At 34.0% G+C, this 13,779-nt stretch carries 13 protein-coding genes; 6 read left to right on the top strand and 7 right to left on the bottom strand.

Features of this window, described 5'->3' with window-relative positions; genetic code table 11:
• Positions 1-23: 23 nt before the first annotated feature.
• Positions 24-2,876: a carbamoyl-phosphate synthase large subunit gene (gene carB, locus H033_RS0110390; RefSeq protein WP_026838269.1), complete on the bottom strand. Its 2,853-nt coding sequence runs from the start codon at positions 2,874-2,876 to the stop codon at positions 24-26.
• Positions 2,877-2,981: 105 nt separating this feature from the next.
• The gene (gene rpmH, locus H033_RS21315; RefSeq protein WP_006990417.1) at positions 2,982-3,140 is read right to left on the bottom strand and encodes a 50S ribosomal protein L34; all 159 of its coding nucleotides are present in this window, start codon (positions 3,138-3,140) and stop codon (positions 2,982-2,984) included.
• 164 nt (positions 3,141-3,304) lie between these two features.
• Between rpmH and H033_RS0110385 the strand changes: the two genes are divergently transcribed.
• Both H033_RS0110385 and H033_RS0110380 read left to right on the top strand, forming a co-directional pair.
• Positions 3,305-3,820 (top strand): membrane protein, encoded by a 516-nt coding sequence (locus tag H033_RS0110385; RefSeq protein WP_026838268.1) that lies wholly within the window; start codon positions 3,305-3,307, stop codon positions 3,818-3,820.
• A gap of 137 nt (positions 3,821-3,957) precedes the next feature.
• Positions 3,958-4,665: a TlpA family protein disulfide reductase gene (locus H033_RS0110380; protein ID WP_231367594.1), complete on the top strand. Its 708-nt coding sequence runs from the start codon at positions 3,958-3,960 to the stop codon at positions 4,663-4,665.
• An 80-nt stretch (positions 4,666-4,745) separates the two neighbouring features.
• On the opposite strand, the gene H033_RS0110375 is transcribed toward H033_RS0110380, so the two are convergent.
• Both H033_RS0110375 and H033_RS0110370 read right to left on the bottom strand, forming a co-directional pair.
• Positions 4,746-5,678, bottom strand: a complete 933-nt coding sequence (locus H033_RS0110375) for a lytic transglycosylase domain-containing protein (protein ID WP_026838266.1) — start codon at positions 5,676-5,678, stop codon at positions 4,746-4,748.
• An 18-nt stretch (positions 5,679-5,696) separates the two neighbouring features.
• Entirely contained in the window at positions 5,697-6,380 is a 684-nt protein-coding gene (locus H033_RS0110370) for an alpha/beta fold hydrolase (RefSeq protein WP_034886186.1), read from the bottom strand.
• Positions 6,381-6,909: 529 nt separating this feature from the next.
• On the opposite strand from H033_RS0110370, the gene H033_RS0110365 reads away from it, so the two are divergent.
• Complete coding sequence (locus H033_RS0110365; protein WP_026838264.1) at positions 6,910-7,215, top strand: N-acetyltransferase; 306 nt, start codon at positions 6,910-6,912, stop codon at positions 7,213-7,215.
• Here the strand turns inward: H033_RS0110365 and mtaB are convergent.
• From mtaB to H033_RS0110350, 3 genes are all read right to left on the bottom strand, one after another.
• A complete protein-coding gene (gene mtaB / locus H033_RS0110360; RefSeq protein ID WP_026838263.1) occupies positions 7,212-8,546 on the bottom strand; it encodes a tRNA (N(6)-L-threonylcarbamoyladenosine(37)-C(2))-methylthiotransferase MtaB in 1,335 nt (444 codons plus the stop codon). The two genes, H033_RS0110365 and mtaB, sit on opposite strands and share 4 nt — an antisense overlap.
• Before the next feature lie 190 nt (positions 8,547-8,736).
• Entirely contained in the window at positions 8,737-9,909 is a 1,173-nt protein-coding gene (locus tag H033_RS0110355; RefSeq protein ID WP_026838262.1) for a GlmU family protein, read from the bottom strand.
• A gap of 148 nt (positions 9,910-10,057) precedes the next feature.
• Positions 10,058-10,309 carry a type B 50S ribosomal protein L31 gene (locus tag H033_RS0110350; RefSeq protein WP_026838261.1) on the bottom strand — a complete coding sequence of 84 codons (252 nt, stop codon included), beginning with the start codon at positions 10,307-10,309 and terminating at the stop codon, positions 10,058-10,060.
• A 181-nt stretch (positions 10,310-10,490) separates the two neighbouring features.
• On the opposite strand from H033_RS0110350, the gene H033_RS0110345 reads away from it, so the two are divergent.
• Genes H033_RS0110345 through H033_RS0110335 form a run of 3 tightly spaced genes read left to right on the top strand, consistent with a single transcriptional unit; the run spans position 10,491 to position 13,772 of the window.
• Positions 10,491-11,021: a DUF4199 domain-containing protein gene (locus tag H033_RS0110345; protein WP_026838260.1), complete on the top strand. Its 531-nt coding sequence runs from the start codon at positions 10,491-10,493 to the stop codon at positions 11,019-11,021.
• A gap of 15 nt (positions 11,022-11,036) precedes the next feature.
• Positions 11,037-11,996, top strand: coding sequence for a glycosyltransferase family 2 protein (locus tag H033_RS0110340; RefSeq protein WP_026838259.1), 960 nt, complete (start codon positions 11,037-11,039; stop codon positions 11,994-11,996).
• A gap of 45 nt (positions 11,997-12,041) precedes the next feature.
• Positions 12,042-13,772, top strand: coding sequence for a phospho-sugar mutase (locus H033_RS0110335; protein WP_026838258.1), 1,731 nt, complete (start codon positions 12,042-12,044; stop codon positions 13,770-13,772).
• The last annotated feature ends 7 nt before the right edge of the window (positions 13,773-13,779 follow it).

The raw sequence follows: 13,779 nt of genomic DNA, 5'->3' as shown, positions 1-13,779 counted from the left end.
GCATTTTTTTCATATTCTTTTTTTTACTTGCTTAAGTACATTTTTCTTCTCGCATATAAATCGTAAAAGATATCATCCTTTAAATCATCTATAAAAAGAATACTTTCTCCTGTACTCTTCATTTCCGGACCAAGTTCCTTGTTTACATTATGGAACTTATCAAACGAAAATACCGGTTGTTTAATTGCATACCCAGTTAACTGAGGATTAAAATCAAAATCTGTCACCTTCTTCTCCCCTAGCATCACCTTAGTTGCATAATTCACATAAGGTTCTCCATATGCCTTCGCAATAAAAGGAACGGTACGAGAAGCTCTAGGATTGGCTTCTATGATATACACCACATCATCCTTAATAGCAAATTGGATATTGATCAATCCAACCGTTTTTAAAGCCAATGCAATTTTATTAGTATGATCTTTTATCTGTTGCATTACCAGATCTCCTAAATTAAATGGAGGCAGTAAGGCATTGGAATCTCCGGAGTGAACCCCACAAGGCTCTATATGCTCCATGATCCCAATTATATATACATTCTCGCCATCGCAAATAGCATCTGCTTCGGCCTCTATGGCTCCATCTAAATAATGATCTAAAAGCAACTTGTTATTAGGCATCTTTCCAAGAAGATCTACAACATGCTCCTCTAGCTCCTTTTTATTGATCACGATCTTCATTCCTTGTCCACCTAAAACGTAAGATGGTCTCACCAAAATTGGAAAATCAAGTTCGTCTGCTATTGCCAAAGCTTCGTCTGCAGTTTCAGCAACTCCAAATTCCGGAAATGGAATATAATTTTCTTTCAATAACTCGGAAAAACTACCTCTGTCTTCTGCAAGATCCAAAGATTGATAACTTGTCCCAATAACCTTGATCCCGTATCTATCTAATTTTTCAGCAAGTTTAAGTGCAGTTTGCCCTCCAAGTTGAACAATTACGCCTTCTGGTTTTTCATGTCTAATAATATCGTAGATATGCTCCCAGAAAACGGGTTCGAAATATAATTTATCTGCAACATCAAAATCTGTAGAAACAGTTTCTGGGTTACAATTGATCATTATGGTCTCATATCCACATTCTGAAGCTGCAAGTACCCCGTGCACACAACTATAATCGAATTCTATTCCTTGACCAATTCTGTTAGGCCCAGATCCTAGAACTACAATTTTCTTTTTATCGCTAACCTTACTCTCATTATCTACATATCTCGTTCCATCTGCCCTTTCAATTTCTGCTTCAAAAGTTGAGTAATAATAAGGAGTTTCTGCTTTAAATTCGGCAGCGCAAGTATCTACCAATTTAAAAATTCTATTAATATTTAGTTCATCTCTTTTCTTATAAACCTGACTTTCTAAACATTTCAACATATGTGCGATCTGTCTATCTGCAAAACCTTTTTGTTTAGCTTCTAACAACAAATCTTTAGGCAAGGTATCTATGTTGAATTTAGAAATCTCTACGTCCAAGGCATATAACTCCTCGTATTGTTTAAGGAACCACATGTCTATTTTAGTGATTTCATGAATTCTGCTTAACGGAATTCCAATCTGGATAGCATCATAAATAACAAATACTCTATCCCAGCTTGCATGCGTTAACTTATCTATTATCTGTTCGTAGTTGGTATAACTTTTCCCATCTGCACCAAGTCCGTTCCTCTTTATTTCTAAAGATTGAGTTGCTTTATGCAAGGCTTCCTGGAAGGATCTTCCAATTCCCATCACTTCTCCAACAGATTTCATTTGAAGACCCAACGTACGATCGCTACCCTCAAATTTATCGAAATTCCATCGTGGAATTTTTACGATAACATAATCTAGAGTAGGTTCGAATAATGCCGATGTAGATTTAGTAATCTGGTTCTGTAATTCATCTAATGTAAATCCGATGGCTAATTTAGTAGCGATCTTTGCAATGGGATAACCAGTTGCCTTCGATGCTAAAGCTGAAGATCTTGAAACTCTTGGATTTATTTCAATCGCAATAATGTCTTCATTTTCATCTGGACTAACCGCAAACTGCACGTTACAACCTCCGGAAAACTCACCAATGTTTCGCATCATTTTGATAGCAAGGTCTCTCATTTTCTGATAAGTGACATCGCTCAAGGTCATTGCAGGTGCTACAGTAATAGAATCTCCTGTATGGATTCCCATAGGGTCCATATTTTCTATAGAACAAATAATAACCACATTATCATTCTTATCTCTTAAAAGCTCTAATTCATATTCTTTCCAACCCACTAAGGCCTTATCTATTAAAACCTCATGAATAGGCGAAGCTTCAAGTCCTCGAGTAAGCAATTCACCAAAATCTTCGGCCTTGTGAACAAAAGCCGCACCACTACCTCCAAGGGTGAACGAAGCTCTAATAACCAATGGAAATCCAAATTCCTGCGCTACTTCCTTTCCTTGTAAATAAGAAGTAACCGTTTTAGCAGGAGCAACCGGAACTCCGATTTTACCCATTAACTGCTTGAACTTCTCTCTATCTTCTGTAATATTAATCGCATCTATATCTACCCCAATAAGTTTTACACCAAAATCCTTCCAAATTCCTTTTTCATCTGCTTCAATACAAAGGTTCAAGGCTGTTTGACCACCCATTGTAGGGAGAACGGCATCTATGTTTGGATGTTTCTTAAGGATCTCTACTATAGATTTAGTAGTAAGTGGTAATAAATATACATGATCGGCCATTGAAGGATCGGTCATGATAGTTGCAGGATTGGAATTGATTAGCACTGTTTCAATCCCCTCTTCACTAAGTGATTTAAGAGATTGAGCACCTGCATAATCAAACTCACAAGCTTGACCAATCACAATTGGGCCGGAACCGATTAATAAAACACATTTAAGTTGGCTGTTTTTAGGCATTTTAAAGAGGAATTTAATAGTTATATAATGACAAGGAAACGATTAGATATAAAAAAAGGCGTTACTTATAAAAGTAACACCTTATTATTTCAATACTAATTTTCATTAGTGTTTGTGTCTAGTTTCTGAAGAAACAGATAATTTTTTTCTACCCTTTGCACGTCTTCTAGCTAACACCTTTCTTCCGTTCACACTCGCCATGCGCTCTCTGAATCCGTGTTTGTTTTTTCTTTTTCTCTTGGATGGTTGAAATGTTCTTTTCATTTTAATTATCTTTAATCTTCTGTGGAATTCTTGGGTTAACTAGTTTAGACCTATCTCTAAAACTGCGGGCAAATATACAAAGACTTATATATCTTCCAAAAACAAATTTAAAATAATTTGTAATTGTTTTTATTAACTTTGCGCTCTTAAAAAAAAGTAGCTTTATGTTCAATAAAAATTTCAAATTAGTAATAGCCGGATTAATTGTAATCGCATCTGTGTGGCAATTCATAGAAGGTCACATAGGAAATGGTATTATGCTAATTCTTCTCTCTTTGATCTTCATATTTTTATATTTTAAAAATGAAATGATCCTTATGGCATTTTTAAGACTTAGAAAACAAGATTTTCCGGGAGCTAAAAAATGGTTGGACAAGATAAAAGAACCCGAAACTGCACTTACACAAAAACAACAAGGATACTATTGGTACCTAAATGGTTTAATGCTTTCTCAAACCAATATTACTAAGGCTGAAAAATACTTCAAAAAAGCTATTAAATTAGGTTTAGCAATGGATCAAGATCTTGCAATGGCAAAATTAAATCTTGCCGGAATTGCAATGACAAAAAGAAGAAAAAGGGAAGCACAAATGCTTCTTACCGAAGCTAAAAAACTGGATAAACATGGAATGCTGAAAGAGCAAATTACCATGATGAAACAGCAAATGAAAAAAATATAACACTATTAGTGTTAATAACTTAGGGTATAACTTTTTAAACGCGCACTTTAACTATTTTAAAGGGGTTTGAACGATTAATTTTCGCTGCCATTAACATCTAACATATCTTTGATATTGTAAGTATGTAAATGCAACGAATGATTAAACTATTACTAGGCTTTATTTTAATTTTATTGGTTTCACCAATTTTCGCTCAACAGAAAGAAAATAAAATTTTCTTTTCTGAAGCACTTGCCTTGCATCTTCCAAAATACAAATCTAACGCAGAAAAGGCTTATAGCCGACGAGATTATAAAGAAGCGACCATGCTTTTTGATTCTTTGGTAGAATATGGTTTAAACGGGAGCTATATGAACAACTTCCAGTTTAGTCAACTTAATAGCAAAGAGGTTTCTTTATACGATTTTAAAAAACCAACCTACTTAATAAAATACGCTTCGTGGTGTGTAACTACCGAAGGAGAAATTCCTGCAATCAATGAACTTGCTAATAAATATAGTGAAGAAATAGATTTTGTGATCCTCTTTTGGGATGATCAAAAAACCACAAAGAAAATGGCAAAATCATATAACGAGAATATTAAGGTGTTATATGTAAATGAATTAAACAATAGAGGAGCATATGTTGTTAGTCAATTAAAGCATTCTCTAGGCCTTCCAACAACATTTCTATTAAACAAGGACAAAATGATCCTTGACATTAGAAGAGGCGTTACACATTCTTTAAATAAGAGTTTTGAAGAATCTTTCGATCTAAATTATAATTTGATTTATGATGGTATTGCTAATCACTTATTAAGTGATAAAAAATACAATACAAATCAAGAAACTGTTGCAATCAATTAACGTATAGGTTATTCGCAGTTTACAAAAAAGGTGGCCAATTAATTGGCCACCTTTTTTTTTTGTTTTTTAATTCCGAAATGTTATTTATAATATCCTTTTTCAGGAATATCCAAATAGTAGGTTTTCCCCGATTTATTATTTAAATAGGAATCTCTTAACCAAGGGTTGTGGATCTTCAATATTTTATAATTAATATTCAAATTCTTAGCAAAAGCAGCAAAATCTGTCACAGCAGTATCCACTTTTACCTGATACGTTGGAATATCTTTATATAATTGATCTTCATCATAATTGAATCCGTATTTTTTTGGATTGCTCATAATCTCCTTAAGAGCAAGGATCCTGAATACATATCGTCCTGTTTCTTCTCCTAACAACAAATCATAATATTTACTCACATCTTGTCTCTCCAACTGTCTTAACACTCCCGTATTTCCAGCATTATATGCCGCAGCAGCCATAGTCCATGTGCCAAAGCGTTCCTTAGACTTCTTTAAATACTCACAAGCCACTCTTGTAGATTTCTCAATATGATAACGCTCATCTACATTGTCATTGATCTCAAGTTTAAAATCTTTTCCTGTTCCTTCTAAAATTTGCCAAAAACCAACAGCTTGAGCAGGAGAAACAGCTTGAGTAAGCCCACTTTCTATAACGGCTAAATATTTGAAATCATTGGGTACACCATATTCTGCAAGAATTGGCTCAATAACAGGAAAATATTTATTTGCTCGTTTTATCAGTAATAAGGCATTAGATTGCCAATACGTATTAACCAACAATTCCCTATCCATCCTTTCATAAATATCAGGATTATCTATTGGTACAGGCTCCCCTGCAAAATTTAAATTTTCAGGCATTGGCAATGCATTAATCGCATAATGCTCTGATACCACCTTAGTTTTTGGGTCTGGGGTAATTTCAGCTTCCGGAACTTCTTGAACTGCTTGTATACTAATAGCACAAATAATAATGAATCCAACGCTCATCAATAATATTTTCAAAATCTTCATATATAATAATTTTAATTTTCAGTCTTCTTTTTTACCTGTCAAAATTATGGAGGGAAGGTGTTTATTGAACCACCTAAATCTATTCACAACCATGATATGAGTTCCTCCTTTCACGGTTATACACCCATTTATATACCTATAAGGAAAGACAAGATCTAGATCCCCATGAATATGTACAATTCCTGGAATTGGCTTTTCACAATCCCAATTAATCATATTCTCAATTGCCCAATCTACATAACTCACATCGATTATAGATAAGTACTTTTTATAAAGTTTTGCTCTTTTCTTTAAAAAATCCCCGAATGCCAACTTTTCAAATTGATCTATATGATTCAATAAACTGGTAGGTAAAAATTTCACTAAGCCTTTATTAGATGCATACCTCATTCTTCTAGGCAGTTCTCTCCTACACTTAACGCTGGAAATAATAATTAGTCTTTTTAACTCTAAATATTTACTCATCTCTTGTACAACAATCCCTCCAAAAGAGACCCCAATCAAAACAATATTATCATGTTTAATAAAAGAGCTCATTCTTAAGGCATATTCTTTTAAAGTTTCATAAGGTTCTGGTATCAGCCATTCCAACAAATGAATCTGGAATTGATCTTCAGGTAATTTTATATGCTCAAAAACCGAAGGGTTAGCCGCTAAGCCTGGCATAAAATACACATGCACAATTTCATTGTTAATCAGCATTTTAACAGGTATGTGATATTAATAAGGGAAGTATTATCATGAATTTACTGTTCAAATTACTGCTATTTTCCTGGCTTTTACAAATAAGAACTATTAAATTATAATGGAGAATACAAATAATCTATCCCATTCCAAAGGAAAAATAAGATCAAGAACCTCGGGGCAAGCCCACAAGGTATGAATTGGAAAATACTTTTGAAAATTCGAGGCAAGCCCGCCTGAATGTTTCGGGCAGGCCTTGGGGAATTAAACCATCAATGAGGGATTAAAGTTATTTTTCATCTTATCATTCTTATTATTTTACTAATTACTGAAATCAATAAAAATTAAAACAATTTTCTTTTCAAATATTCAATATCTCCTATGAATTTAAAAATAAGCCCAATTCTAATGCTCAACGCCTGAAAATTCTATTATATAGCTAAAGAACAGTGTTAAAAACGGTTGAAATGCACACATAATTGAAATGATAGTTAAACAAGCCTTAAAAATACCTCGTATTGAAGTATCTTTGAATAAAAATCTTACGATGATGATTGATGTAGAAATAAAAATTACAGACAATGAGTTTTTAAGACAATTTGAATCTGTGATCAACGAAGAGTTAGTAATTGTAGAATATTCTCAGCAAGAACGAAAAGTGTTCTTAACAAAACTTAAAATGCCCGAAGTACTTAAAGATGGAGGATATTTAGAACCATTTTTAGAAGCATTATTAGGTTATATTCAGGAAGGAACACATAAAGTGGTACCTACAAATCCTGAAATTGCTAAATATATGCGCAAGAATAGAAGAAAATATAAAGATCTTTTGCCAGTTGGAATGAATATTTAATTCGCGATTTCTAGCTCATTATAAGTAAATCTTACAATTCCATCCTCATCAATTTTATCTAAATTAATTTGATGAAGGGTATTTATTAACTCCGGATTCCACGGAGTTTTTACTTTTACATAATTTTCTGTAAATCCGTGAATATAGCCCTGTTTATTTTCACCTTCGAATAATACAGTGTGAGTAGTTCCCAACTGACTTTCATAAAATGCTCTTCGCTTTTTAGCTGAAAGTCCCCTTAGCATTTTACTCCTCTTTTTTCTGATACTTAATGGAACAACATCTTCCATTTCTGCCGCCAGTGTATTTTCTCTTTCAGAATAAGCGAAAACATGCAGATAAGAAATATCCAATTCATTTAAGAAATTATAAGTTTCTAAAAAGTGCTCATTTGTTTCTCCAGGAAACCCAACGATCACATCTACTCCTATACAAGCATTTGGCATCACCCTTTTAATCTGACTTACCTTTTCTACATACAATTCTCGTAAGTATCTGCGGCGCATTGCCTTCAAAATTTCGTTACTTCCACTCTGCAAAGGAATATGAAAATGCGGAACAAAACTATTACTTTGGGCCACAAAGTCTATAGTTTCATTTTCAAGTAAATTAGGCTCTATAGATGATATCCTCAACCTATTGATGCCTTCTACTTCATCTAATGCTTTAACTAAGTCTAAAAAGGTATGTTCATGCTTCTTGTCTCCAAACTCACCTTTCCCATAGTCTCCAATATTTACTCCGGTAAGTACAATTTCTTGAATTCCTTTAGCAGCGATTTCTGACGCATTATTTAAAACATTCTGTAAATTATCACTTCTGGAAATTCCTCTTGCTAATGGAATTGTACAATAAGTACATTTATAATCGCATCCATCTTGCACTTTTAAAAAGGCTCTGGTTCTATCTCCAAAAGAATAAGCACTTTCGTAAAAATCGGCATCTGCAATCTCACAAGAATGAATTTCAGCAAATTCTTGTTTTGTTAGATCATTTAGATAATCTGTAATTTTGAATTTTTCGGTTGCTCCAAGAACTAGATCTACTCCATTAACATCTGCAAGCTCTTCTGGTTTTAATTGCGCATAGCACCCAATAGCAATTACAAAAGCATCTTCGTTGACTTTCTGAGCTTGTTTAACGATAGACTTAAATCTTTTGTCGGCATTCTCTGTTACAGAACAGGTATTTATTACATAAATATCTGCTTTTTCAGAAAATTCTACCTTTTGAAAGCCTTCATTTTTAAAAGAACGAGCAATAGTGCTTGTTTCAGAAAAATTGAGTTTACAGCCCAACGTATAAAAAGCTACTTTTTGAAGATTTGCCATTGATTAAATCTTTAATCCCTCATTGAGGTTTATATCCACGAGATTTATCTCGATTTTGAAATTAGACCTAGAACTCTAGGTGTCGATATTACATCCCAAGGTGTTCAACTAATTACCATTAAATTTTGGGATGCAAATATACCAACAAATCTTGGGTTCATAAAATGTATACGGAATGAGAATTAGGCATTTACTCTCTTCTCCACTTTTTAGAATCTTCAAACACCTGCTCTAAAATCTCCTTATCATCCTCAGTAAACTCGATGCCTCGTCGTTTCATAACAATTTCTGCTACCTCAAAAGCTTTAGATGTTTTATAAGTGGTCATGCCTGCGCTTCCGCCCCAACTAAAACTTGGGATAAAATTCCGAGGAAATCCGCTACCAAAAATATTTGAGCTCACCCCTACAACTGTTCCGGTATTAAACATGGTATTAATTCCGCATTTACTATGATCCCCCATCATTAATCCGCAGAATTGAAGACCTGTTCTAGCAAACCCTTCTGTTTCATAATCCCAAAGTCTTACTTCAGTATAATTATTTTTAAGATTAGAGTTATTGGTATCGGCACCAAGATTACACCATTCTCCAATTACTGAATTTCCTAGAAATCCATCATGACCTTTATTGGAAAAACCAAAGATCACCACATTATTAACTTCCCCTCCAACCTTGGTGTGAGGACCAATTGTTGTTGGACCATATACTTTAGCGCCTAATTTTAAAGTTGCATGCTCACAAAGTGCCAGAGGCCCTCGAACCAAACTTCCTTCCATTATTTCTGAATTTGCTCCTATATAAATAGGGCCCTCAGAAGCATTCAAAGTTGCAAATTCTACCTTTGCTCCTTCTTCTATGAAAATATTTTCCGGCTTTACCACATTATTAGAAGCAGGGATAGGCTGAGAATCCCTGTCTTGTTTAAGCAGCTCAAAATCTGCAGCAATAGCAGCTCCATTTTTCGCGAAAATGTCCCAAGTGTGTGCTATCTGAAAAGGATCACCAGCAAGTTCCAAAGCGGTATAGGTAGAAAAATCTACTTCTTGATCTTCTAAAGTATAAAATGCGACGATATCCTCTTCATAAAAGATAGCCTCATTTTCTTCTAGATTTTCAATTTGAATTAATAATTCTGGAGTGGGTAGAAAAGAAGCATTTATCATAATATTTCGCTCCATTTCTACCATTGGCCATTTGTTAGACAAGTAGTCCTCGGTTACTGTAGAAGTGGTTGTACTTAACAAATTCTCCCATTTTTCCCGGATAGTAAGAATTCCAATTCTAATATCTGCAACCGGTCTAGTAAAGGTAAATGGTAAGAGTTGGTCTCTAGAAGAACCATCAAAAAGTATATAATTCATGTCCTATAATTTGAATGCTAAAATACTAATGAAATTCCATTATTTAAATTGCTTACTTGAGTATATTTTCTCCTTAAGATTTAAAGAAAATTATTCCATAAAAAAAGCCTTCATTTCTGAAGGCTTTAAAGGATCACTAAAACAAGAATTATTTCTTGAATTTAGCGTATTTGTTCTTGAATTTATCAATTCTACCTGCTGTATCTAATAATTTAGATTTACCAGTATAAAATGGATGTGATGTTCTTGAGATTTCCATTTTAACTAATGGATACTCAGTTCCTTCAACTTCAATAGTTTCTTTAGTGTTCGCGGTAGATTTAGTAAGAAAGACTTCTTCGTTAGACATGTCTTTAAATGCTACTAATCTATAATTTTCCGGATGGATTCCCTGCTTCATCTATTTATTCTTTAAAATGGTGTTCGTTTTTCGAGTGGCAAATTTAATCATTTTTAATAAATATCAAACTATATCCTCATTATTTTTTCAATGATATCAACAAAACATTAAATATCTATGTTTGTAACGAATTGCTATATTTGTTAACTAACCACAAAACTAATCTTTCAAAATCAATTTAATGGAAAATCAACAAGCTACTGCTAAAAAATTTGTGCTTAATTATGGGGTCATGCTTGGAATCATATCTGTGATTTATGGAGTTATCTTGTATGCAACTAACGTATATCTTGATCCAAGTATTACATACGGAATCATTTCTTACTTGATCGTTATAGTGTTGGTTACTCTAGCAATTAAAGCATTTAAAACTGAAAATGGTGGTTATCTTACTTTATCTGAAGCCCTAAAGGTTGGAATTGGAGCAGCTGTTATAGGAGGTATTATTGCCGCTGTTTGGACTTTTGTTCTTACTAGTTATATTGAACCGGACCTCGTAAATGATGTGATGGAAACAGCACGTGAAAATATGATCGAGTCGCAACCAGAAATGTCTGAAGCTCAAATAGATGCAGCTATAGGAATGACTTCTAAACTTAGCTCTCCCCCAATAGCATTTGCTTTATCACTAGTTGGAAACTTGTTTTTCGGATTAATCATATCTTTGATCGTTGGGCTTATCATGAAGAATAAAAATCCTATGGAAGGATAGTCTAAATAAAATTGAATGCAACTATCTATAGTTATTCCTCTATTAAATGAGGAAGAATCTTTAACAGAATTATATAATTGGATTGTATCGGTGATGCAATCCAATTCTTATTCTTATGAAATAATTTTTATTGATGATGGCAGCACAGACGGGTCTTGGAAAACCATTTCCAATTTGGCTGTACAAGATGTCAATGTGAAAGGAATAAAATTCAACAGAAATTACGGAAAATCTCAGGCATTACATGCGGGGTTTCTAGAAGCTTTAGGCGACGTAATAATTACTATGGATGCAGACCTTCAGGATAATCCTGAAGAGATCCCGGAACTTTATGATCTTATACAAAAAGAACATTTCGATCTGGTTTCAGGCTGGAAAAAGAAGCGATACGATTCTGTTCTTAGTAAGAATTTGCCTTCCAAACTTTTTAATGCGGCTGCAAGAAAAACTTCAGGAGTTAAACTACACGACTTTAATTGCGGTTTAAAAGCTTATAGAAAAGAAGTTATAAAGAATATAGATGTGTATGGAGAAATGCACAGATACATCCCTGTTTTGGCTAAAAACGCGGGATTCAGTAACATTACAGAAAAAGAAGTTAAACATCAAGCCAGAAAATACGGGAAGACCAAGTTTGGAATGGATCGGTTTATTAACGGATTTCTAGACCTTATAAGCATATGGTTCTTATCTAAATTCGGCAAAAGACCTATGCATTTATTTGGTGCCTTAGGAGTTCTTATGTTCTTTCTTGGGTTTTCGGCCGCTGCATGGATTGGTATATCTAAGCTTTATAAGTTGTACCACCAATTACCAAATATATTGGTTACACAAAATCCCTGGTTTTTTATCTCTCTAATTTTGATGGTGATAGGAACTCAGTTCTTCCTTGCCGGATTTTTAGGAGAACTTATTTTAAGAAGTAGACGTGATACCGAAAGATACTTAATAAGTAAAACTACCGGAATCCAATAAACTCTTTCCGCATTATTCGTTATTTTTGATTAAAATTTTGATCTCATGACTCAAATTAAAACCGATATCCTATCTAAAGCCAAACTTTGGCTAACTGATACTTTTGATACAGACACACAAACTCAGGTAACTAATCTTATAGAAAATAATCCAAAAGAACTGGAAGAAAGCTTTTATAAAAATGCTGCTTTTGGAACTGGAGGAATGCGTGGGGTTATGGGTGCGGGTCCAAACAGGATCAATAAATATACTTTAGGCAAAAACACACAAGGTCTCTCCAATTACCTTAAAAGGGAGTTTGAAGGAGAAGAAATTCGGGCTGTAATTGCATACGATTGTAGAAAAAACAGTAAGGAATTTGCACAAATAGTTGCAAATATTTTTTCAGCAAATGGAATAAAAGTCTTTCTGTTTTCTGAACTAAGACCAACTCCAGAATTATCCTTTGCAGTAAAACACTTGGATTGTCACTGCGGAATTGTACTTACTGCAAGTCACAATCCTCCTGAATACAATGGTTATAAAGTATACTGGCTAGACGGTGGGCAATTAGTGCCGCCACAAGACAATAAGATTATAGAAGAAATTGAGTCTTTAGATTACTCTGAAATAAAATTTGAAGCAAATCCATCATTAATTGAATTTATAGATAAAGAAGTAGATGAAGCATTTCAAGCCGCTTCAGTAAAAAACGGAAGTTTTGGTACTTCTACTTCAGCAAAAGAAAATTTAAAAATAGTTTTTACCTCTTTACATGGAGCTTCCTGTACGGCAACTCCTCAAGTTTTGAAGAAAGCTGGTTATGAGAATGTTTATTTAGTTGAAGAACAGGCAGCTCCGAACTCGAATTTTCCTACAGTAAAATCTCCAAACCCAGAAGAACCTGAAGCCTTAGAAATGGCTATGAAACTAGCAGAAAAGGAAAATGCAGATATTGTAATAGGAACAGATCCTGATGGAGATCGTTTGGGAATCGCTGTAAGAGATCTAAATAATGAACTTTTGTTGCTTAATGGGAACCAAGCCATGGTGGTAATGACATGGTTCTTATTAGAACAATGGAAAAAGAGAAATGCGTTAAACAAAAATTCTTTTGTGGCCTCTACAATAGTTTCTACTCCAATGCTTAAAAATATTACTCAAGCTTATGGTGCACAGTATCATGAAGTTTTAACTGGATTTAAGTGGATTGCTAAAATGATAAAAGATCATCCAGAGATGGATTTTGTTGGTGGTGGTGAAGAGAGTTTTGGATTTATGGTTGGTGAGTTTGTTCGTGACAAGGACGCTACTACCGCTACCTTACTCGCTTGCGAAATTGCAGCCCAAATGAAAGAAAATGGAAGTTCCTTTTATAAGCAATTAATAGAGCTTTATAAGGAGTTTGGCTTTTATAAAGAAGAATTGATCTCTCTTGTAAAAAAAGGAATTGAAGGAGAATTACAGATCAAACAAATGATGGTAGATCTTAGAGAGAATCCTTTAAAAGAGATCAATGGCGAAAAGGTGGTGCTTATAGAAGATTATCAGGCTTCAATCTCCAAAAACATGCAAGATCATTCGGAAACCCTAATAGATCTTCCAAAATCTAATGTTTTAATCTATTATACTGAAGAAGGTTCTAAAATAGCTGCTAGGCCTAGTGGTACTGAGCCAAAGATAAAGTTTTATATCAGCGTCAACGAAGAATTAAAATCTTCCGAAGATTTTGAAAAAGCACAAAAATTACTACAACAAAAAATTGCCGGAATTAGAGCAGATCTTCAGGTAGATTAAAATTAAC

Source organism: Gillisia sp. JM1 (assembly GCF_000424645.1).
Classification (GTDB): Bacteria; Bacteroidota; Bacteroidia; order Flavobacteriales; family Flavobacteriaceae; genus Gillisia.
This window is presented reverse-complemented; position numbering and strand designations above follow the sequence as displayed.